The 21,596-nt window shown below is 71.7% G+C and carries 16 protein-coding genes and 1 tRNA gene; 10 read left to right on the top strand and 7 right to left on the bottom strand.

Annotated features, from left to right (window positions below; all coding sequences use genetic code 11):
- Nucleotides 1-190: 190 nt before the first annotated feature.
- From HZZ00_RS02745 to HZZ00_RS02725, 5 genes are all read right to left on the bottom strand, one after another.
- Nucleotides 191-2,773, bottom strand: a complete 2,583-nt coding sequence (locus tag HZZ00_RS02745) for an ABC transporter permease (protein WP_180330713.1) — start codon at nucleotides 2,771-2,773, stop codon at nucleotides 191-193.
- Entirely contained in the window at nucleotides 2,770-3,558 is a 789-nt protein-coding gene (locus tag HZZ00_RS02740; RefSeq protein ID WP_180330712.1) for an ABC transporter ATP-binding protein, read from the bottom strand. The genes HZZ00_RS02745 and HZZ00_RS02740 overlap by 4 nt, the downstream gene beginning before the upstream one ends.
- Before the next feature lie 365 nt (nucleotides 3,559-3,923).
- Nucleotides 3,924-4,796 carry a DivIVA domain-containing protein gene (locus HZZ00_RS02735; protein WP_180333362.1) on the bottom strand — a complete coding sequence of 291 codons (873 nt, stop codon included), beginning with the start codon at nucleotides 4,794-4,796 and terminating at the stop codon, nucleotides 3,924-3,926.
- 226 nt (nucleotides 4,797-5,022) lie between these two features.
- Nucleotides 5,023-7,914 carry an SUKH-4 family immunity protein gene (locus tag HZZ00_RS02730; RefSeq protein ID WP_180330711.1) on the bottom strand — a complete coding sequence of 964 codons (2,892 nt, stop codon included), beginning with the start codon at nucleotides 7,912-7,914 and terminating at the stop codon, nucleotides 5,023-5,025.
- 10 nt (nucleotides 7,915-7,924) lie between these two features.
- Nucleotides 7,925-8,950, bottom strand: a complete 1,026-nt coding sequence (locus HZZ00_RS02725) for an SMI1/KNR4 family protein (RefSeq protein WP_180330710.1) — start codon at nucleotides 8,948-8,950, stop codon at nucleotides 7,925-7,927.
- Between the two features lie 265 nt (nucleotides 8,951-9,215).
- On the opposite strand from HZZ00_RS02725, the gene HZZ00_RS02720 reads away from it, so the two are divergent.
- Nucleotides 9,216-9,725, top strand: coding sequence for a YwqJ-related putative deaminase (locus HZZ00_RS02720; protein ID WP_180330709.1), 510 nt, complete (start codon nucleotides 9,216-9,218; stop codon nucleotides 9,723-9,725).
- A gap of 41 nt (nucleotides 9,726-9,766) precedes the next feature.
- Nucleotides 9,767-10,261, top strand: a complete 495-nt coding sequence (locus tag HZZ00_RS02715) for an SUKH-3 domain-containing protein (protein WP_180330708.1) — start codon at nucleotides 9,767-9,769, stop codon at nucleotides 10,259-10,261.
- 17 nt (nucleotides 10,262-10,278) lie between these two features.
- Here HZZ00_RS02715 and HZZ00_RS02710 read toward each other — a convergent pair whose 3' ends face one another.
- Nucleotides 10,279-11,586 (bottom strand): sensor histidine kinase, encoded by a 1,308-nt coding sequence (locus HZZ00_RS02710; RefSeq protein WP_180330707.1) that lies wholly within the window; start codon nucleotides 11,584-11,586, stop codon nucleotides 10,279-10,281.
- A 314-nt stretch (nucleotides 11,587-11,900) separates the two neighbouring features.
- Here HZZ00_RS02710 and HZZ00_RS02705 point away from each other — a divergent pair.
- The 6 genes from HZZ00_RS02705 to HZZ00_RS02680 all read left to right on the top strand — a co-directional run bounded on the left by HZZ00_RS02705 (nucleotide 11,901) and on the right by HZZ00_RS02680 (nucleotide 16,808).
- Nucleotides 11,901-11,971: transfer RNA gene (locus tag HZZ00_RS02705), tRNA-Gln, on the top strand.
- A gap of 133 nt (nucleotides 11,972-12,104) precedes the next feature.
- Nucleotides 12,105-13,553, top strand: a complete 1,449-nt coding sequence (gene glmU, locus HZZ00_RS02700) for a bifunctional UDP-N-acetylglucosamine diphosphorylase/glucosamine-1-phosphate N-acetyltransferase GlmU (protein WP_180330706.1) — start codon at nucleotides 12,105-12,107, stop codon at nucleotides 13,551-13,553.
- A 154-nt stretch (nucleotides 13,554-13,707) separates the two neighbouring features.
- Nucleotides 13,708-14,688: a ribose-phosphate diphosphokinase gene (locus HZZ00_RS02695; protein ID WP_180330705.1), complete on the top strand. Its 981-nt coding sequence runs from the start codon at nucleotides 13,708-13,710 to the stop codon at nucleotides 14,686-14,688.
- 200 nt (nucleotides 14,689-14,888) lie between these two features.
- The gene (locus HZZ00_RS02690; RefSeq protein WP_180330704.1) at nucleotides 14,889-15,485 is read left to right on the top strand and encodes a 50S ribosomal protein L25/general stress protein Ctc; all 597 of its coding nucleotides are present in this window, start codon (nucleotides 14,889-14,891) and stop codon (nucleotides 15,483-15,485) included.
- A 145-nt stretch (nucleotides 15,486-15,630) separates the two neighbouring features.
- Nucleotides 15,631-16,233, top strand: a complete 603-nt coding sequence (pth, locus tag HZZ00_RS02685; RefSeq protein WP_070023713.1) for an aminoacyl-tRNA hydrolase — start codon at nucleotides 15,631-15,633, stop codon at nucleotides 16,231-16,233.
- Nucleotides 16,234-16,298: 65 nt separating this feature from the next.
- Nucleotides 16,299-16,808: a hypothetical protein gene (locus tag HZZ00_RS02680; protein ID WP_180330703.1), complete on the top strand. Its 510-nt coding sequence runs from the start codon at nucleotides 16,299-16,301 to the stop codon at nucleotides 16,806-16,808.
- 67 nt (nucleotides 16,809-16,875) lie between these two features.
- Here the strand turns inward: HZZ00_RS02680 and ppc are convergent, their stop codons facing one another.
- Nucleotides 16,876-19,608, bottom strand: coding sequence for a phosphoenolpyruvate carboxylase (gene ppc / locus HZZ00_RS02675; RefSeq protein WP_180330702.1), 2,733 nt, complete (start codon nucleotides 19,606-19,608; stop codon nucleotides 16,876-16,878).
- Between the two features lie 303 nt (nucleotides 19,609-19,911).
- On the opposite strand from ppc, the gene HZZ00_RS02670 reads away from it, so the two are divergent.
- Both HZZ00_RS02670 and HZZ00_RS02665 read left to right on the top strand, forming a co-directional pair.
- Nucleotides 19,912-20,919: a fatty acid desaturase gene (locus HZZ00_RS02670; protein WP_180330701.1), complete on the top strand. Its 1,008-nt coding sequence runs from the start codon at nucleotides 19,912-19,914 to the stop codon at nucleotides 20,917-20,919.
- On the top strand, nucleotides 20,916-21,593 hold the full coding sequence (locus HZZ00_RS02665) for a TetR/AcrR family transcriptional regulator (protein ID WP_180330700.1): 678 nt from the start codon (nucleotides 20,916-20,918) through the stop codon (nucleotides 21,591-21,593). Before HZZ00_RS02670 ends, HZZ00_RS02665 begins: the two co-directional genes overlap by 4 nt.
- Nucleotides 21,594-21,596: the final 3 nt, after the last annotated feature.

Below are 21,596 nucleotides of genomic sequence, written 5' to 3'. Positions count from 1 at the left end.
AGCGTACGACGCCGCCGGGACGGCCGTCGGAGCCTGTGGACAACCGGTGCCCGGGCCCCCGTCCCCCGGCATGCCCGGGGACGGCGGAAACCCGGTGCCGGGAAGCCCCTCGGGACTTCCCGGCACCGGGTGCACCCCCGCAACCCCCGTATGCGGCGGGCCTCGCGACCGGCCGGCGGCCGGTGCGCGGCTAATCCGTGGCGATGGCGTTCAGCACGTTCATCCGGCCCGCCCGGAAGGCGGGGATCAGGGCGGCGAACAGGCCCACGAAGGCGGAGCCGACGAAGACCGCGGTGATCGTCGGCCAGGGGATGTCCAGGACCTTCAGTCCCTGGAGGGCGAGGAGCTTCTGGGCGGTCGCGCCCCAGCCCATGCCGAGGCCGAGGCCGAGCAGGGCGCCGAAGACGGCGATCACCACCGACTCCAGGCGGATCATGCGGCGCAGCTGGCGGCGGGAGAGGCCGATGGCCCGCATCAGGCCGATCTCCCGGGTCCGCTCCACCACCGACAGGGCCAGGGTGTTCACCACACCGAGGACCGCGACGATGATCGCGAGGGCCAGCAGGCCGTAGATCATGTTGAGCAGCTGGCCGATCTGGTCCTTCAGCGCCTTCTTGAAGTCGGTCTGGTCGCGCACGTTCAGCGCCGGGTCGGCGTGCACGGTCCGCTTCAGCGACGCGTAGGCGGCGGCCTGCCGCCCGTCCTTGGCGGTGGCGAACACGAGCTGGTCCAGCGGCATCCGGTCGGCCGGTACGTACTTCGCGACGGTGGGGATGGCCGCGTACATCGCGCCCTTGTCGATCACGACCTCGTCACTGGTGATGGCGCGGACCGTGAGCCGGGCGGCACTGCCGCCCTTGAAGGCGACCGTGACCGTGGAACCGACCTTGATCCCGTGTTCCTTGGCGAAGCCCTCGAAGACGGACATGGAGTCCGGCCGGTAGGCGTCGGCGAGGTTGCCGGCGACCGTCTTGGTGCGCACGTCCTCGGCATAGGTGGCGTCGGCCGCGTTGATCGTCCCGTTCTTGACGACCTTGCCGTCCGGAGTGGTCAGGGTCGCATCGAGGATCTTGTACTCGGTGACCCGCTCCAGGCCGGGCGTGGCCTTGATCTGCCGCACCATCTGCGGCTTGACGAAGGCGAACTCCTGGTCGCCCTGGACGATGAAGTCCGTGCCGACGGTCTTGTCCAGCTGGTCGGTGGCGGAGGCCACCATGGAGGAGCCGACCACCGAGAGGCAGGCCACCAGGGCGAGGCCGATCATCAGGGCGGCGCCGGTGGCACCGGTGCGGCGCGGGTTGCGCAGCGCGTTGCGCTCGGCCATCCGCCCGACCGGCCCGAAGACCCGCAGCAGCACCACGCCGAGGACCCGGACCAGGCCGGCCGCGAGCAGCGGACCGACGACCACGAACCCGACGAGGGTGCACAGCACGCCCAGGCCCAGCCAGCCCGAGCCGGTCTTGGCCTGGTCGGCGGTGGCGGCGACGTACAGGCAGGCCACGCCCGCACCGGTGAGCAGCAGGCCGAGGACGGCGCGCACGGCGCCGGCCTTGGCGTCGGCCGGGGAACCGGCGTCGCGCAGCGCGGCCATCGGGGAGACCTTGCCGGCCCGCCGGGCGGGCAGGTAGGCCGCCAGCACGGTGACCACGACACCCAGCAGCAGACCCAGCGCGGGCGTGGTCCAGGCGACGGTCAGGTCGTCGGTGGACAGCTCCATGCCCATGCCGCTCATCAGCTTCATCAGGCCGACCGCGATGCCGACGCCCGCGCCGACACCGAGCACCGAGCCGACCAGGCCGAGCAGCAGCGCCTCGATCAGCACCGAGCGGTTGACCTGCTTGCGGGAGGAGCCGATGGCGCGCATCAGGCCGATCTCCCGGGTGCGCTGGGCGACCAGCATGGAGAAGGTGTTGATGATCAGGAAGATGCCGACCAGGAAGGCGATCCCGGCGAAGCCGAGCATCGCGTACTTCATGACGTTCAGGAAGCTCTCGACGCTCTTCTGGTTGGCGTCGGTGACCTCCTTGGCGGTGCGCACCTTGTAGCCGTGGCCGAGCGCGGCCGCGACGTCCTTCTTCAGCCGGTCGTCCGGCACGCCCTTGGCGGCGGTGACATTGACGTCGGTGTAGACGCCGGTGCGGCCGATCAGGGTCTGCTGGGCGGTCTTCGTGTCCAGGTAGAAGACGGCAGCCCCGGGGTTGGTCACCTGGAAGGCGGCGATGCCGCTCACACGGGCGTGGTGCGTGCCGACCACCGAGATCATGCCGATGTCGTCGCCCAGCCTCAGGTGGTGCTTGTCGGCGGTGTCCTTGTCCACCATCACCTGGTCCGGGCCCTTGGGCGCCGCACCGGTGGTGATCTTCATGGTGCGGGCGTCGTTGCCGTTCCAGCTGCCGACGATGGTGGGCCCGCCGCTGCTCGGCGACAGCTTGTCCTTCTTGGCGTCGATCACGGTCACCGAGGTGGAGAACACCGTGCCCTCGGCCGAACGCACGCCCTCGACGCCCCGGACGGTGCCGAGGACGGAGGCCGGCATGACCGGCGGCTTGCCGGTGCGGGAGGTCGTCTGCCCGGTGTCGGAGGCACCGCCGGCGCTGACCGTGACGTCCGAGGAGGTCGCCTGGAACAGCTTGTCGAAGGTGGTGTTCATGGTGTCGGTGAACACCAGGGTGCCGCACACGAAGGCGACCGACAGCAGGACCGCGACCGCCGAGAGCGCCATGCGGCCCTTGTGCGCGAAGAAGTTGCGCAGGGAAGTCTTCAGGACGGTCATGACGTACGGCCCCGGGAGTCGAAGTCCTTCATGCGGTCCAGGACCTGCTCGGCCGTCGGCTGGTGCATCTCGTCCACGATGCGGCCGTCGGCCAGGTACAGCACGCGGTCCGCGTAGGAGGCGGCGACGGGGTCGTGGGTGACCATCACGATGGTCTGGCCCAGCTCGTCCACCGAGCGGCGCAGGAAGCCCAGCACCTCGGCGCCGGCGCGGGAGTCGAGGTTGCCGGTCGGCTCGTCACCGAAGATGATCTCCGGGCGGGCGGCGAGCGCGCGGGCCACGGCGACGCGCTGCTGCTGGCCGCCGGAGAGCTGGGTCGGCCGGTGCTTGAGCCGGCCGGCGAGGCCGACGGTCTCCACGACCCGGTCCAGCCACGCCCGGTCGGGCTTGCGGCCGGCTATGTCCATGGGCAGCGTGATGTTCTCGAGGGCGTTGAGCGTCGGCAGCAGGTTGAACGCCTGGAAGATGAAACCGATCCGGTCCCGGCGCAGCTGGGTGAGCTTCTTGTCCTTCAGGCCGGTGATCTCGGTCTCGTCCAGGTGGATCTGACCGCTCGTCACCGTGTCCAGGCCCGCGAGGCAGTGCATCAGCGTGGACTTGCCGGAGCCCGAGGGCCCCATGATCGCGGTGAAGCGGCCTCTGGCGATGTCCACGTCGACGTGGTCCAGGGCGACGACCCGGGTCTCGCCGGACCCGTACGCCTTCACGACCTGCCGCGCCCGTGCGGCAACGGCCGTACGCTCTCCAGTGCCCCCGTGCCTGGGAATTGTCACAGCCGATGTCACGGTATTTCTCCTATGTCGGTCGGCAAGTTCGTGTGCCGCCCCGGTTCCGAGGCGTGTGTGTTCTGGGTACGTCGACGAGTCTCGCGGTTCGGCGGGGCGCACGCGCTGGTGCGAAGCCCCGTCTTCACGAGGGGGAAAACCCCACCCTCCCGGTCGTGCCAGCCGCCCCCCAGCGGCGTAAAGCCAGGCTAAGGACCACCCCGGCGCCGTCTCGTCCTCCGCCGGGACGAACCCGCCCCGAGCCGTTCTCCGGAGGACCCCCTAGGGGAACTCCACCGCCGGGTGGAGCCGAGGCCGGGGCCGTCTCCACCTCCGGACGCGGACGAAGGACGACCGTCCGGGGTGTTCCCGGCCGCCGGGCGGCCCTAGTCCAGGGCCGCCCGGCCCGTCAGCATCATCAGCTTGCTGCGGACGTGGTCCATGTGGGCCTGCACGTCGTCCCATGCCTCGCTGTGCGCACGCAGCACCCGTTCCGTCTCCTGGGCGATGCGGCCGGCCCGGGCGCGGGCGTCGGCGACGATGCCGGCCGCGCGCGTGCGGGCCTCCTCCTCGCAGCGGCGGGCGTACTCCCCGGCCTCGGCCAGCGCCCGTTCGGCGGCGGCCACCTCGGCCTCGGCGCGGGCCTCCAGTCCGGCGTGCCGGGCGTTAAGGGCGGCCACCCGTTCGGCCTCCTCGCGCTCGATCCCGGCCAGGCGCTCGGCCTGCTGCCGGGTCTGCTCGGCCAGCAGCGCGGCGGTGTGCCGCCGCGCCTCGCGCAACGCCGCCAGGGACGCGCCGCGCCCCTCCTTCACCGCCCGGCGGGCATCGACGCGGATGGCGTCGGCCTCGGCACGCGCGGCGTCGAGGAGCCCGCGGGCGTGCTCGTCGGCCTCCGCGCGCAGCGCGTGCGCCGTCTCCCCCGCCGCCCGGCGCACTTCCTCGGCGTCCGCCTCGGCCCGCGCGACCCGTTCCCGCGCCTCGCACCGCGCGCGCTCGCGCAGCTGCTCCGCCTCCTCCAGCGCGAGCCGGTACAGGTTCCGCGCGCCCTCCGCGAGCGTCTCGTACTCCTGCGGCGCCAGGCGCGCGACGACCTCCTTCAGCCGCGCGAGGTCCGCCGCCATGTCCTTGGCCAGCACGGTCAGCCGCGCGGCGCGTTCCCACGCGGCGTCCCGGCCCTCGGACAGCGCCTCCAGGTACGCGTCGACCTGGTCGGGGCGGTAGCCACGCCCCCGGACGGTCGTGAAGCCGCCCGGCGGCATCCATGCGCTGCTCACCCTGGGAACCCCTCTCCGGCGGACCGACCGACAGGACGACTTCGCGCACATCGTGACGGATCCGGCGGAAGTGTTCATAACGCGACACTCCGCAGCCACGTCACGGGCGCGACATCGCCCGTCCCGGCCCAAGGGCTCCCGACCGGCGGCTACCGGTTCTCCCGCGCGCCCTCCTCCGCGCCGCCGACCGGCGTCCTCGTACGGTCCCGCACTACAGCAGGCCGTCCCACATCTGCTCCAGCAGCACCGACCACCAGCTCTCCGGCGAACCGAGCGCCGCCGGGTCGAGCGCGGCCAGCTGCGCCTGGAAGTCGACGGTCCAGCGGCCCGCCTGCTCCTGGTTCAGCCCGTACCGCAGCCGCCACATCCGGCCCAGCAGCGCCAGAGCGCGCACGAACTCCGGCAGCCCGGTGTTCACGAACTGCGGCGGCACCGGCGCACCGCCCGGCCCGGCCTCCACCGGCACCGCCACGATGTGCGCCGTCCCGTACTGCACACAGAGCGCCTTGCCGAAGTCCGTGCCCATCACCAGGTACGACCCCGCGTCCGGCGCCGGCCGCACCCCGCGCTCGGCCGCCAGCTCCGCCAGCGTCGGCACCGGCCGGCCCGGCTGCGCCTGCGCCCAGAAGAACGGGCCCATGTCCAACGGCAGTCCGGCCACCACCAGGGTGTGCGCCACGACCGGCGGCACCCCCTGCCGGGACACCGCCTGCTGCTCGAACCGGAAGACCCCCGGCCCGAACGCCGCCGCCAGTTCCTGCGCCACGCCCTCCGGCGGCACCGGGGGCGCCACCTGCACCGGCGGCAACGGCGCACGCACCGGCGCGGGGCGCGCGGGTCCGTCCGCCACCTGGTGCAACTCGCCCTGGTGGGCCAGCAGTTGCTGCATGCCCTCCTGACGGCTCGCGTGGTCCGTGCCGTACGGCGCGATGCTCGTGATCCGCGCCTGCGGCCACTGCTCCCGGATCATCCGCGCGCAGTAGGCACCCGGCAGCTCGCAGGACTCCAGCTCCGTGTGCAGCTCCAGCACCTGGTCCGGCGGCACGTTCATCGAGCGCAGCTCGTGGAAGATCTGCCACTCCGGATGCGGCGTACCCGGCGCGGAACGCCGGATCAGCTGCTGCTCCGAACCGTCCTGCGCCCGGTAGCGCAGGACGGCCTGGTAGCCCGGACCCACCGTCGGCTGCCCGGCGGGCGGCTGCGGATACCCGTACGCCGGCGGCTGCCCCGGCAGACGGCCACCCGGAGGCGGCACGGCGCCCGGGGGCATCGGCGCGGCGGGCACGGGCGGCGGCGGACCGGGGACACCGGGTGCGCCGGACGGCCCCGGCGGCATGCCCGGCGCACCGGGCCCGGGGGGCGGCGAAGGCATGCCGGGACCACCCGGGGGAGGCGCGGCCAGCATGGTCTCCGCGTGGTGCACGGCACCGGGGGGCTGTGGCGCCCCGGGAGCGGGGGGCGTGCCGGGAGCCACGGGCGCAGCGGGCGGCGCGGGCACGCCGGGGGCACCCGGGGCACCCGGGCCGCCCTGCGCACCCGGAGCACCGGGCGCGCCCGGCATCCCCGGCGCCGCCGGCGGCTTCGGGGCACCGGGGCCCATCGCGGCGGGGTCGGCCAGCATCGTGGCCGCGTGGTGTACGTCGGCGGGAGGCGTCGCCGGCTGCTGGGGGGCGTGCGGGACGCCCGGCACGCCCGGCTCCTGCGCCCCGTCCGCGCCGTCCTGCCCCTCGGGCCCGAGCGCGGACACCAGACGCGTCGGCACATACCCGCCCGACGACGCGCCCGGCGCGGGCGGCGTCGGCACACTCCCCGGGCGCGCGCCCGGCGTACCCGGGGCACCCGGCGGCGGGGGCGGCGCACCCACCCCGCCGCGCCCCTTCTTCGGCGGCGGCGCGGCCTTGCTCGTCGCGGCGTCCGCGATGTCCCCGGCGTTCGGCGCGAGCGGACGCTCGGCGGCACCCGCACCGGCCGGCGGCCGAGACGCGTCCGGGGCGCCCGGCGCCTGCGGATGACCGTACGGCGGCGGAGCACTGCCCGGCGGCACCCCCGGACCCCCGGGAACGGGCGCGGGCGGGGTGCCGGGACCCTGCGGATAGCCGTACACCGGAGCACCCGGCGCGGGCGCACCACCCGGCGCGGGGACACCGGGCCCCGCCGGCGCCGGATAGCCGTACACGGGAGCACCCGGCGGCGGAGGCGGAGGCGGCACACTGCCCTGCGGGGCACCCGGCACGGGCGGCGGCATCGGAGCCACACTCTGCGGACCACCCGGCACGGGCGGCGGCAGCGGAGCACCACCCGGCGAAGCACCCGGCACCGGAGGCGGCGTGCTCCCCTGCGGGGCGCCCGGCACGGCCGAACCGCCCCGCGTGTCCGGACCGTTCGAGGTGTCGAGCGCCGGGGCCAGCGCCGTACGAGGCAACTGGCTGCCACCCGCCATCAACGCCGTCTTCGCGTCCGGCGCCACGGCCGGCGGCCTCGGCGCACCGTCGTCGGCATCGCTCAGCGGCGGCGCGAACACCGTCGCGGGCAACGGCACCGAACGGTCGTCGTCCTCACCCGCGCCCCCGTTCGTGTCCGTACCCGCCCACGGCGTCGCCCCCTCGGGCACCCCGGCCGGGGCCGGACCCCCCGGAGAACCGACGGACTCGGCAGGCTCACCGGAGTCACCGGAATCGGCGAGATCACCGGAATCCGAAGCCGCCCCCTGCGGCCGCCGCTCCCCGATCCCCAGCTTGTCCGCCGCCTCCTGCAACCACTCCGGAGGCGTCAACAGGAACGACGTCTGATTCAGATCCACTCGCGCCGGTGCCGGCGCCGGCACCGCGTCCCGCGGACCGTCGGGCCCCCCGTACTCCTCCTCGTACCGGCGGATCACCTCACCCACCGGCAACGCGGGCCACAACGTCGCCTCCCCGCTGTCCCGGGCGATCACCAACCGCTGCGACCCCGCATCCGAGCGCGGCCCCTCCGCCCGGTCCTCGCCCCACACCACGAAACCCAGCTCGAACTCCCGCACCCGCACCTCGCGGTGCTGGTACACGGGCACGTCCCCGTTGATCCACTCCTCGGCGCGCTCCTGCGCCTGCGCGTACGTCACCATCGCCGAAAGCTCACTCCCCCACCGCGCCGGAAGACACCGGGACGACACGCGCGAAACCGCCGTCCACCATCAGGTTCGCCACCGTCTCCAACTCCGGCGGACTGCCCGCCAGACGGGACAGAAAGGCATCGAAGTCCTCACCGCACGGCAGCAGCAGACGCTCCACCCGCTCGGCCGGCGGCCACGACGGATCGACGTCCCGCACATCGTCGTACGCGCAGAACCACACCGAACCCAGCCGCTCGCCCTTCACCTTCACCGCGAGCAACCCGCCCTGCACGAACGCCACCCCGAGGTAGTCCTTCGTCAGATGGTCACGCAGACACTTGTTCACATAGACCAGGTCATTGACCGCGGCCTCGTCCCGCACCGTGAAGAACGGCTGGTCCAGCAACAACCCCAACTCGGCGTCCAACGCCGTACCCACCGGAGCACAACCACCCGCCGCCTTCAGGAAGTCACGGTAGGCACCCGGCAACCGGTACCCCAGATCCTCCTCGACCCCCTGCACCTGCGCCTCGGACACCGCCACACCCGACTTCGGCAGGCCGAAATGCGCCGGCCGCGTCTCCTGCAACGGCCGCGTACCCCGCTTCCCGTGGTCCACCGGAGCCGTCGCCACCCCACCGTGATGCCGCAGCAACGCCTTCACCTCGACCGGAACCAACTCCAGCCGCCGTGAACCCGCCACGTGATGCCACGTCCAGCCGTGCGGCGTCGCCACGTCCGGCACCGTGTCCCACAACTCGTGCCCCGCCGCCGCCAACGCCGCGTTCGCCGACACATAGTCCGTCAACCGCAACTCGTCGACACCGAAACCCTCCGGCGGCTCCGCGATCTCCACCGCCACCCGCGCATACGGCGAGAAATCCGGGAAACCCCGCTCGTCCACCCGTACACCCCCCGGATGACGCGCCGCCCGCACCGGATCCGGGAAGTGCACCACCTGCCCGGCATACGCCGCGTTCGGCGGCACGGCCCCTCCCGGCGCCTGGCGGCCGGGAGGTGCCCCCAGCCCGAGCCGACCTGTCGTCATGGCGGTTGCCCCCTGAGGCGTTCTCTTAGGCCTGAACGGCGGTGTCCATCACGGATGCCGACAGCCTAAGCGGTACCCGAACCCCGGTCACCGGCCCTCCACAACCCCACACCCCCGCACCCCGACCACCTCCGTGACCAGCCGTCACCCCACCGTGACGAACCCCACCCCCCACGGGCGTGTCGCGCCGCCCCAGCTTCCACGCGACCCACGGCATTTGGCACCCTGTGTCCTTCGGGGGACACCCGGGGAGGGAAACGCCAACATGAATACCTTGCAGACCGGAGGTACCGACGTGCGCGCCGGCGACCCGCGCATCGACTGGAGCGGCACCGAGGCACCACCCGCTCCCACCCTCCGGCACCGCCGCGACGGCATCCTGCCCACCGTCGCCGCCGCCCTCTCCGTCCACGGCACCACCCTCACCGGCACCGCCGCCCGCGGCGAGGAACCCCCCGCCCTGCACCCCCTCGTCCAGGAATTCCTCGACACCCTCCCCAGCGCCCAACGCGACCGCTTCACCGGCCGCTGCGCCGAGACCATCCTCATCTCCCGGCACCTCACCGCCGCCGACGCCACCCGCAGCAAACGCGCCTCCCGCAGGCCCATGACCAACGGCGAAGCCCGCAAAGCCCTCAAGCACGCCAAACTCACCGCCCGCCGCATACGCGAGGACGGCGACCCGCTCCACGGCAGCTTCGCCACCCCCTGCCGCGCCTGCACCGCCCTCGCCGCACACTTCGGCGTCCGCATCGTCGACCCCACCGCCAACTGACGCCCACGCACCACCCCATCCGCACGACGAACGAACGGCAGATGCACCCGGACCGCACCTCCACCACGCGCTTCCCCGTCCCCGTCGACGCCAGCCTGCGCAACGCCGGCTGGGAACCCGGACGCTGGGACATAAAACAGGCCGAGATCTGGGCCGACACCCTGCGCGACCACACCTCACCCGCAGGGCACCGGCACACCGTCTTCCCCGCCGCCGTCGAGGCCTGGGCCGAATTCGGCGACCTGCACATCACCCCCGGCGGCCCCGGCCGCCAGATCGCCCCCGCCACCCTCCACCTCGACCCCCTCCAGGGCCTCCACCACGCCCGCACCCTCGGCGACCTCGGCCGCGCCCTCGGCACCGAACTGTGCCCCCTCGGCACCGAGACCGACACCGCCGCCGTCCTCGCCATCGACACCCAAGGCCGCGTCTACGCCCTCGACCACACCGGCGACTGGTACATCGGCCCCGACATCGACCACGCCCTGACCACCCTCATCACCGGCATAACACCCGTACGCCTCGCCGCCGGCTGACCCCCGCCACCGAGCCGCTACACCGCCGGAATCACCGCCGACACCCGGAAACCACCCGCGTCCGTCGGCCCCGACACGAACACCCCGCCCAGCGCCAGCACCCGCTCCCGCATCCCCACCAGACCATTGCCACCCGACGGCAGCCCCGCCGCCGACGCCGACCCCGGCTCCGGCGGCGGCTCGTTCTCCACCTGCATCGCGATCTCCGACGCCCGATGCGCCAACCGCACATGCGTCTTCGCCCCCGCCGCATGCTTGTGCACGTTCGTCAACGCCTCCTGCACCACCCGGTACGCCGTCTGCTCCACCTCCGCCGCATACGACCGCACCTCACCCTCCACCGACAGATCCACGACCATCCCCGCCGCCGCCGACTGCCCCAGCAACTCCTCAAGCTCCGACAGACACGGCCCCTCGGCCACCTCCTCGGCCACCCGCGAAGCCGCCGCCGCGGCCGCCTCGCCCACCGCCGCCAACGGCACCGCCGCCGGCCGCCGGACCACGTCCTCCCCCGCCCGCAGCACCCCGAGCATCTCCCGCAACTCCGTCAACGCCTGCCGGCCCATGTCCCCCACCAGCGCCGCGTTGCGCACCGCCTTCTCCGGATCCTTCCGCGCCACCGCCTGCAACGCCGCCGCGTGCACCACCATCAGACTCACCCGGTGCGCGACCACGTCGTGCATCTCCCGCGCGATCCGCGTCCGCTCCTCGTTGCGCGCCCACTCGGCCCGCTCCTCCGCCCGCTCCGCGAGCAGCTGAAGCTCCCGCTCCAGACTGTCCGCCCGCTCCCGCAGACTCTCCATCAACCGGCGCCGCGCCCCCACGTACAACCCCAGCAACACCGGCGGAGCCGTCAGCCCCAGCGCCGTCGCCACCGCCGCGAACGGCACGAACCAGTCGCCCAGGGTCAGATCACCGCGCGCCAGGTCCTGCCGGACCCGGACGAACGTCACCGCCGCCGTACCCGCCAGCGACATACCCGCCAGCACCCCGATGATCCGCCGCGGCACCTCGGCCGCCGCCAGCGTGTATAGGCCCACGATGCCCAGCAGGAAACCCATCTGCGCCGGGGTCACCGCGATCGCCACCAGCACCACCACGACCGGCCACCTGCGCCGCACCAGCAGCACGGCACCGGCCGCCACGCCGAACAGCACCCCCGCCCAGACCGGGATCCCCGCGTCCCGGGCGAACCCCAGCCCCTCCGCACCGCACTCCGCGGCCGACGCCACGGCGAGCGCGCCGTCGAACACCGCGCTGCGCCGCCGCGGCCACCACCAAGGGCCGGTCAGCGCCCTGGAGTGCTCTTCCCCCGTCATGGTCATGCTTCCAGCCTACGGGCGCGGAGCGGGGCTTTTCCGGTGACTTTCACCTACCTGCACACACCACACCCCACACCCCACCTCGCTCGAAACCTCCCCCTATTCCTCGAACTGGTGGACTCCATCCGTTCGATCCCGGAATCCCACATTCCACCCGGACTGTGCGCCTCGCGTGAACGGCCATCAACAAGCCGACGGACCGGGAGCCCCGTCCGGCAAAGCGCCGATCCGTACCGTCGCATGGAGGGCGCCTGGTACGGCATAGTAGGCACTGCACCTGCAACCGATCTAGAAAATCGGACATAGTAGGCATACCATCCCGGGTCGTCTAATGGCAGGACAAAGAGTTTTGGTCTCTTGAATGAGGGTTCGATTCCTTCCCCGGGAGCTCACGGCACACAAAACCTCGGTTCGGGCCCTGACCGGCAAACGCCCCGTCAGGGCCCGCACTCATACCCCCCGAAACCCGCCCCGGTATCCTGCGGCTGTTCCCCACCCATCCAGAGCCGAAGGGCAACCCTGTGAGTGCCATCCGCCCGGCAGCCGTCGTCGTTCTCGCAGCGGGTGAGGGCACCCGTATGAAGTCGGCCACACCCAAGGTGCTGCACCAGATCTGCGGCCGCTCCCTCGTGGGCCATGTGCTCGCCGCCGCCCGCGAGTTGCAGCCCGAGAACCTGGTCGTCGTCGTCGGCCACGCCCGTGAGCAGGTCACCGCGCACCTGACGGAGATCGACCCCGCCGTCCGCACCGCCGTGCAGGAGCAGCAGAACGGCACCGGACACGCCGTGCGGATGGGTCTCGAAGAGCTCGGGGGCGCCGTCGCCGGCACCGTGGTCGTCGTCTGCGGGGACACCCCGCTGCTGACCGCCGAGACCCTGCGGCGGCTCGCCGAGACGCACCACGCCGACGGCAACGCCGTGACCGTGCTGACCGCCGAGGTCCCGGACGCGACCGGGTACGGCCGGATCGTGCGGGACGAGGCGTCGGGCGCGGTGACGGCGATCGTGGAGCACAAGGACGCGAGCGAGGCCCAGCGGGCGATCCGGGAGATCAACAGCGGGGTGTTCGCGTTCGACGGCCGGCTGCTGGCGGACGCGCTGACGAAGGTGCGCAAGAACAACAGCCAGGGTGAGGAGTACCTCACGGACGTGCTGGGGATCCTGCGCGAGGCCGGGCACCGGGTCGGTGCCTCGGTGGCCGGTGACCACCGGGAGATCGCGGGGATCAACAACCGGGTGCAGCTGGCCGAGGCGCGCCGGATCCTCAACGACCGGTTGCTGACGCGGGCGATGCTGGACGGGGTCACCGTCGTGGACCCGGCCACCACGTGGGTGGATGTGACCGTGACCTTCGAGCGGGACGCGGTGGTGCATCCCGGTACGCAGCTGACGGGTGCCACGCATCTCGCGGAGGGTGCGGAGGTCGGGCCCAACAGCCGCCTGAAGGACACGAAGGTGGGTGCCGGGGCGCGGGTGGACAACACCGTGTCGGACGGGGCCGTGGTGGGCGCCGAGGCGAGTGTGGGGCCCTACGCGTATCTGCGGCCGGGAACGCGGCTGGGCGCCAAGGGCAAGATCGGGACGTACGTCGAGACGAAGAACGCGCGGATCGGCGAGGGCACGAAGGTGCCGCACCTGTCGTACGTGGGTGACGCGACGATCGGTGAGTACACCAACATCGGTGCGGCGAGCGTGTTCGTGAACTACGACGGTCAGGACAAGCACCACACCACGATCGGGTCGCATTGCCGGACGGGTTCGGACAACATGTTTGTGGCGCCTGTCACGGTCGGGGACGGTGCCTACACCGCCGCGGGTTCCGTGATCACGAAGGACGTGCCGCCCGGTTCGCTGGCCGTGGCCCGTGGTCAGCAGCGGAATATCGAGGGCTGGGTGGCTCGGAAGCGGCCGGGGAGTGCGGCGGCGAAGGCGGCCGAGGAGGCGTCCCGGCCGGGCGGGAACGAGGACTGACCGGAAACGAGTGCGCCAAACTCGGCGTACCGTGATAAGTGCACATCCGCGCAGGTGCACCCACACCCCTACCAGCTGATTCGGCCTCTCACGCTCGGACGGGAGGTCGTTCGAGCAGCCGCCTGGCTGAGACAACCTCTGAGGAGACAGTGCTGTGACCGGGATCAAGACGACCGGCGAGAAGAAGATGATGTTCTTCTCCGGCCGCGCCCACCCCGAGCTTGCCGAGGAGGTCGCCCAGCAGCTGGGTGTCGGGGTCGTCCCGACGAAGGCCTTCGATTTCGCCAACGGTGAGATCTACGTGCGTTACCAGGAGTCGGCTCGTGGTGCGGACTGCTTCCTGATCCAGAGCCACACGGCTCCGATCAACAAGTGGATCATGGAGCAGCTGATCATGATCGACGCGCTGAAGCGTGCGTCGGCTCGTTCCATCACGGTGATCGTGCCGTTCTACGGTTACGCGCGGCAGGACAAGAAGCACCGGGGTCGTGAACCGATTTCGGCGCGTCTGATCGCGGATCTGATGAAGACGGCGGGTGCCGACCGGATTCTGACCGTGGATCTGCACACGGACCAGATCCAGGGCTTCTTCGACGGTCCGGTGGATCACCTCTTCGCGCTGCCGCTGCTGGCGGACTACGTGGGCGAGCAGGTGGACCGGAACAAGCTGACGGTGGTCTCGCCGGACGCGGGCCGGGTGCGGGTGGCGGACCGGTGGTGTGACCGGCTGGGTGCGCCGCTGGCGATCGTGCACAAGCGGCGTGACAAGGACGTGGCGAACCAGGTGACCGTCCACGAGGTCGTGGGTGAGGTCGAGGGCCGGGTGTGCGTCCTGGTGGACGACATGATCGACACGGGTGGCACGATCTGCGCCGCGGCCGACGCGTTGTTCGCGCACGGTGCGGAGGACGTCATCGTGACGGCGACGCACGGTGTGCTGTCGGGTCCGGCGGCGGACCGGCTGAAGAACTCGCGGGTGAGCGAGTTCGTGTTCACGAACACGCTGCCGACGCCGGCGGAGCTGGGCCGGGATCTGGACAAGATCACGGTGCTGTCGATCGCTCCGACGATCGCGAGCGCGGTGCGTGAGGTCTTCGAGGACGGTTCGGTGACCAGCCTCTTCGACGAGCAGTGAGGTTTCTTCAGGTCGGCCGTCCCGGCTAGCCGAAGATCCTTTTGGGTACGGCCTCCCGGTCCGAGTAAACTGTGCGAGTTGCTCGGCGAGGGAGGCCGTACTTCTGTGTACGGCGGTCCGTTATCGACGCGCTCTTCGTAGCAGGCCGTTCGTGGCCGGGTGACCACGTCCGTTCCGAGTTACTACGAGGAGTGATCCACATGTCCGAGGTGAAGATCGCCGCCGAGTCCCGCGCCGAGTTCGGCAAGGGTGCGGCCCGCCGCATCCGCCGTGAGAACAAGGTTCCGGGCGTTCTGTACGGCCACGGCACCGAGCCGCTGCACCTGACCCTGCCGGGCCACGAGCTGCTGCTGGCGCTGCGTACGCCGAACGTCCTGATCTCGCTGGACATCGACGGCAAGACCAACGAGCTGGCCATCCCGAAGGCCGTGCAGCGTGACCCGCTGAAGGGCTTCCTGGAGCACGTCGACCTGCTGCTGGTCAAGCGCGGCGAGAAGGTCACGGTCGAGATCCCGGTGCACACCGAGGGCGAGCTGGCCCCGGGCGGCAACCTGCTGGAGCACGTCCTGTCCGCGCTGCCGGTCGAGGCCGAGGCCACCCACATCCCGGAGTCGGTCACCGTCTCCATCGAGGGTCTGGAGGCCGGTGCCTCCGTCCACGCCAAGGACATCACGCTGCCGAGCGGCGTCTCCCTGGCCGTCGAGGAGGACGCGGTCGTGCTCCAGGTCCTGCAGGCGCAGGCCGAGGAGACCGCGGGTGAAGAGGCCGCCGAGGGCGAAGAGGCCGCGGAGGCCTGAGCCTGACCGGCGGTTGCGCCGTGCCGGAGCCGGGCCCTCGTCGGTAGGTGCCCGGCGCCGTCGGCCGTAACAGCACGGCTGTCCACAGCGGTACACAGCCGCTGCTTCCTCGGGAGGCAGCGGCTGTCGCGCATTTCGAGGAGACATGGACGTGACCACTCCGACCAGTGGCCCCTGGTTGATCGTCGGGCTCGGCAATCCCGGGCCGGAGTACGCCATGAACCGGCACAATGTCGGCTTCATGGTGGCGGATCTGCTCGCGGAGCGGATCGGGGGGAAGTTCAAGCGGGCGGGCAAGGCGCAGGCGCAGGTGCTGGAGGGGCGGATCGGTCCGGCGGGGCCGGCGAACCGCCGGGTGATCCTGGCGAAGCCGATGTCCTTCATGAACCTGTCCGGTGGCCCGGTGAACGCGCTGAAGGACTTCTACAAGGTGCCGGTGGCGAACATCGTCGCGGTGCACGACGAGCTGGACATCGACTACGGGACGCTGCGGCTGAAGCTGGGCGGCGGGGACAACGGGCACAACGGTCTGAAGTCGATGACGAAGGCGATGGGCGCGGACTACCACCGGGTGCGGTTCGGGATCGGCCGGCCGCCGGGCCGTATGCAGGTGGCGGACTTCGTGCTGAAGGACTTCTCCTCGACCGAGCGCAAGGAGCTGGACTACTTCGTGGACCGGGCGGCGGACGCGGTGGAGTGTCTGGTGACGGAGGGGCTGGAGCGGGCGCAGAGCGCGTACAACTCCTGAGCACAACTCAGGACTTGTCCGTCCTTGGCGGTCGGGCGAGTTGACCGGTCGTACGGGTATGGCCAATGATCCCGGCCATGCCTGCCATCGCCACCCGTTCCGCTGTCCAGGCGTCCGTGTCCGCGTTGCGGTTCGGGCGGGTCGCGGCGATGGGCGCGCTCGCCGCGCTGATCGTGTTCGCGGGGCTGTGGGGCTCCTGGGGGAGCGCGCAGCATGTGCTGCTGCCCAAGGGGCGGGAGCAGGGCACGGTGAGGGTGGTGGCCTGTGCGGGCGGTGTCTGCGGCGGGCCGTTCACGCCGACGTCGGCGGGGGCGCGGGCCCGGGCGCGGGTGGAGATCCCGGAGTCGGTGGCGGTGCGCAAGGGGCGGACGTACGCGGTGGTGCTGAAGCCGGGTACGGCGCAGGCGCTGCGTTCCGGCCTGGCGGGGATCCTGTACGCGTGGGTGCCGCTCGGTGGGGCGCTGCTGCTGGCGTCGGTGGTGGTCGCGGGCGGGATGCGGCTGACGCGGGCGGCGTGGGTGCTGGGTCTGTCGGGGCTCGGGCTGCTGACGGCGGCGTTCGTCGCGGTGCGGTGAGGAAAGCGGGAAGAGGGTGCCCCCGGGTCGCAGGACCTCGGGGGCACCTTCTTTCGCGGGGGCCGGTTCAGCCGGTGTTGCGCAGGCCGGCGGCCACGCCGTTGACGGTGAGGAGCAGGGCGCGGGCGAGCAGCGGGTCGGGTTCGCCGCCGGCCGCGGCCTCGTCGCGCTGGCGCTTGAGGAGGGCGACCTGGAGGTAGGAGATGGGGTCGAGGTAGGCGTCGCGGATGGCGAAGGTCTGCTTCAGGACGGGCTGGGCGTCGAGGAGTTCGTCCTCGCCGGTGACGCGCAGGACTTCGCGGACGGTGAGTTCGTGTTCGGCGCGGATGGTGTCGAAGACGTGCTTCAGCTCGTCGGGCACGAGGGTGTCGACGTAGTGCCGGGCGATTCTGAGGTCGGTCTTGGCGAGGGTCATCTCCACGTTGGAGATGAAGTTGCGGAAGAAGTGCCACTGTTCGTGCATCTCGGCGAGGACGGTGTCCAGGCCGGCTTCGCGCAGGGCCTTGAGACCGGAGCCGACGCCGAACCAGCCGGGGACGATCTGCCGGGACTGGGTCCAGCCGAACACCCACGGGATGGCGCGCAGGCCGTCGAGGGAGACGCCGGAGCCGGGGCGGCGGGAGGGCCGTGAGCCGAGGTGCAGGTCGGCGAGCTGGTCGACCGGCGTGGAGGCGAGGAAGTAGGTCGGCAGGTCGGGGTCCTCGACGAGCCTGCGGTAGGCGGCGTGGGCGGCGTCGGAGACGACGTCCATGGCGGCGTCCCAGCGGGCGAGGGCCTCGTCGGACTGGCGGGGGGCGGTGTGCAGGGCGGAGGCCTGGAGGGTGGCGGCGACGGTGAGTTCCAGGTTCTCCCGGGCGAGGGAGGGGATCAGGTACTTGTCGGAGATGACCTCGCCCTGTTCGGTGACCTTGATCTCGCCTTCGAGGGTGCCCCAGGGCTGGGCGAGGATGGCGTCGTGGGAGGGGCCGCCGCCGCGGCCGACGGTGCCGCCGCGGCCGTGGAAGAGACGCAGGCGTACGCCGTAGCGGTGGGCGACGTCGCGCAGCCGGCGCTGGGCGCGGTGGATCTCCCACTGGCTGGTGGTGATGCCGCCGAACTTGGAGGAGTCGGAGTAGCCGAGCATGACCTCCTGGACGTCGCCGCGCAGCGCGACCAGGCGCCGGTAGGACGGGTCGGAGAGCATGTCCTCCAGGATGGTGTCCGCGGCGCGCAGTTCGTCGGTGGTCTCCAGGAGGGGGACGATGCCGATCTTGGCCCAGCCGGCGTGCAGGTCGACGAGGCCGGCCTCGCGGGCGAGGACGGCGGCGGCGAAGACGTCGTCGGCGCCCTGGCACATGGAGATGATGTAGGACTCGACGACTTCGGGGCCGAAGACGTCGAGGGCCTTCTTGACGGTTTCGAAGACGCCGAGGGTCTTGGCGCCGGCGGCGTCGACGGGGGCCGGGGTGGGGGCGAGGGGCCGGCGGCTGCGCAGTTCCTTGGCGAGGAGCTTGGTGCGGTACTCGCGGGGCATGTCGGCGTAGCGCCAGGATTCCTCGCCGAGCCGGTCGAAGAGCTGGCCGAGGGCGTGGTGGTGGGCGTCGGCGTGTTCGCGGACGTCCATGGTGGCGAGCTGGAGGCCGAAGGCGGCGAGGGTGCGGATGGTGCGGCCGAGGCGGCCGTCGGCGAAGAGGCCGCCGCGGTGCTGACGCAGGGAGGCCTGGATGATCCGCAGGTCGGCGAGGAGTTCGCCGGTGCCGAGGTAGTCGCGGCCGTCCTCGTGGGGGGTGCCCTTGGCGAGGCGCTGCTTGGTGTTCTCCAGCTTCTGCCGGATGCAGGTGGCCTTGAGGCGGTAGGGCTCTTCGGCGTTGAGGCGCTTGTAGCGGGGGCTGATCTCGGGCAGCCGGTCGAGGTCGGCGCGCAGGGAGTCGAGGAGTTCCTCGGTGGCTCCGGTGTAGCGGATGGAGTTGGAGAGCAGTCCGCGCAGTTCGTCGATCATCTCCAGGGCGTCGTTGATGCCGTGCTCGTGCTGGAGGATGAGGACGTCCCAGGTGACCTGGGGGGTGACGTTGGGGTTGCCGTCGCGGTCGCCGCCGATCCAGGTGCCGAAGCTGAGGGGGCGGGTGTCGTCGGGGAGGTGGACGCCGACGCGTTCGAGTTCCGCGGTGAGGTCCTCCAGGACGTCGCCGACGGCGCCGGCGTGCAGCTCGTCCAGGTAGTAGATGGCGTTGCGGGCCTCGTCGGCGGGTTCGGGCCGTACGACGCGCAGCTCGTCCGTCTGCCAGACCAGGTCGATGTTCTCGGCGAGGCGGACGTCGGTGCGGCGGCGGTCGGAGTCCAGGACGGGGGTGTCCAGGAGGGCGGCGATGCGCCGCAGCTTGTTGAGGACGGAACGGCGTGCGGCCTCGGTGGGGTGTGCGGTGAAGACGGGCCGCACGTTGAGGTTCTGGACGGTGGTCCGCAGGTGCTCGGGGTCGGCGTCCTTGAGGCGGTCGGCCGTCCGGGCGATGAGGCCGCCCTCGGCGGCGCGCCGGGCGCGCAGCTCGCGGCCGCGGTGCACCTGTTCGGTGACGTTGGCGAGGTGGAAGTAGGTGGAGAAGGCGCGTACGAGCTTGGCGGCGGTCTCCAGTTCGGTGCCGCGCAGCAGCTCGGCGGCGGCCTCGCCGTCCTCGCGGGTGAGGCGGCGGACCTTCTCGACCAGTTCGAGGAGTTCGGGGCCTTCCTGCCGTACGAGGGTCTCTCCGAGGAGGTCACCCAGGCGGCGGATGTCGGCGCGCAGTTCGCTGCCGGTCGTGGTGGTCTGGTCGTCGGCACTGCTCACAGGTGCGGCTCCTTGCAGTGTTGAAGCGTCTCGGGGAGGTACCCGGCCGTCTGCCGCGCGGCCTGGTGCCGCATACGGGCCGGAGCGTCCGGGAAGGAAACTTCAGCGGACCGCGCTGTCCGACCGATTCCAAGGATAGGTGTCGATGGGGACGCGCAGACGCTCGGGCTCTTGCCGCCGCTCGACACGCTGCCATACTTACGTCGCCGTAGGTTACGGAACCGTAGGGACGTGCCGGTGCCGCACGCCCGGTTCCGGCGGCCCGGCATCCACCCCCGACCCTCGACCCCACAGGGGACGCGCATGACCTCACACTCCGATGTGATCGACGAGGCCCGGAAGGCCCCCGAGACCCCGATTTCCTCCGCCACGCTGGGCGGTGAGAAGAAGCGTTCGATCGAACAGATCACGCTGCTGCTCTTCATCACCCTGCCGTTCCTGGCGCTGGTGGCCGCCGTGCCGCTGGCCTGGGGCTGGGGGGTGAGCTGGCTCGATCTGGGCCTGCTGGTGTTCTTCTACTTCCTGGGGTGCCACGGCATCACGATCGGTTTCCACCGGTATTTCACCCACGGTTCGTTCAAGGCGAAGCGGCCGCTGCGGATCGCGCTGGCGATCATGGGGTCGCTGGCGGTCGAGGGCCCGCTGGTGCGCTGGGTGGCCGATCACCGCAAGCACCACAAGTTCTCCGACGCGGAGGGTGATCCGCACTCGCCGTGGAAGTACGGCGAGACGGTTCCGGCGCTGATGAAGGGCCTGTGGTGGGCGCACATCGGCTGGATGTTCGACGAGGAGCAGACCCCGCAGGAGAAGTACGCGCCGGATCTGATCAAGGACCCGGCGCTGCGGGCGATCTCCCGCCAGTTCGTGCTGTGGACGGCGGTGTCGCTGCTGGCGCCCGCGCTGATCGGCGGGCTGGTGACCATGTCCTGGCAGGGCGCCGCCACCGCGTTCTTCTGGGGTTCACTCGTCCGGGTGGCGCTGCTGCACCATGTGACCTGGTCGATCAACTCGATCTGCCACGCGGTGGGCCGGCGGCCGTTCAAGTCGCGCGACCGTTCGGGCAACGTGTGGTGGCTGGCGGTGCTGTCGTGCGGTGAGTCCTGGCACAACCTGCACCATGCCGACCCGACGTCGGCGCGGCACGGGGTGATGCGCGGGCAGATCGACTCCTCGGCCCGGTTCATCCGGATCTTCGAGCGGCTGGGCTGGGCGTACGACGTGCGCTGGCCGTCACGCTCGCGTATCGATTCCCGTCGCGACGACGCGGATGGCGGCTCCCGGCGCCGGAGGCAGGCCGCCGAGGCGGCATGATTGACGCCGTGGCGACCGATTCCAGCAGCAATCCAGGAAATGACAAGCAGCGGCGGGCCCGCCGGACTCGTATGACCGGTGCCGAGCGCCGCCAGCAGTTGCTGGAGATCGGTCGCACGCTCTTCGCGGCGAAGGGTTTCGAGGGCACGTCGGTGGAGGAGATCGCGGCGAAGGCCGGGGTGTCCAAGCCGGTGGTGTACGAGCACTTCGGCGGCAAGGAGGGGCTGTACGCGGTGGTGGTCGACCGCGAGATGCGGCGGCTGCTGGAGATGGTGACCGGTTCGCTGACGGCGGGCCATCCGCGGGAGCTGTGCGAGCAGGCGGCATTCGCGCTCCTCGACTACATCGAGGAGTACACGGACGGCTTCCGCATCCTGGTGCGGGACTCGCCGATCCCGCAGTCGACCGGATCGTTCGCGTCGCTGATCTCCGACATCGCCACGCAGGTGGAGGACATCCTGGGCCGCGAGTTCAAGTCCCGCGGCTTTGATCCCAAGCTGGCCCCGCTGTACGCGCAGGCGCTGGTGGGCATGGTCGCCCTGACCGGCCAGTGGTGGCTGGACGTGCGCCGCCCGAAGAAGGCGGAGGTCGCCGCGCACCTGGTGAACCTGGCGTGGCACGGCCTGGACGGGCTGGAGCAGCGGCCGCGGCTGATAGGCCACCGCAAGTCGTAGGCC

It is taken from the genome of Streptomyces sp. NEAU-sy36 (genome assembly GCF_013423905.1).
Classification (GTDB): Bacteria; Actinomycetota; Actinomycetes; order Streptomycetales; family Streptomycetaceae; genus Streptomyces; species Streptomyces misionensis.
Note: the sequence above shows the minus strand (reverse complement) of the source record. Positions and strands in the feature narration are given on the sequence as shown.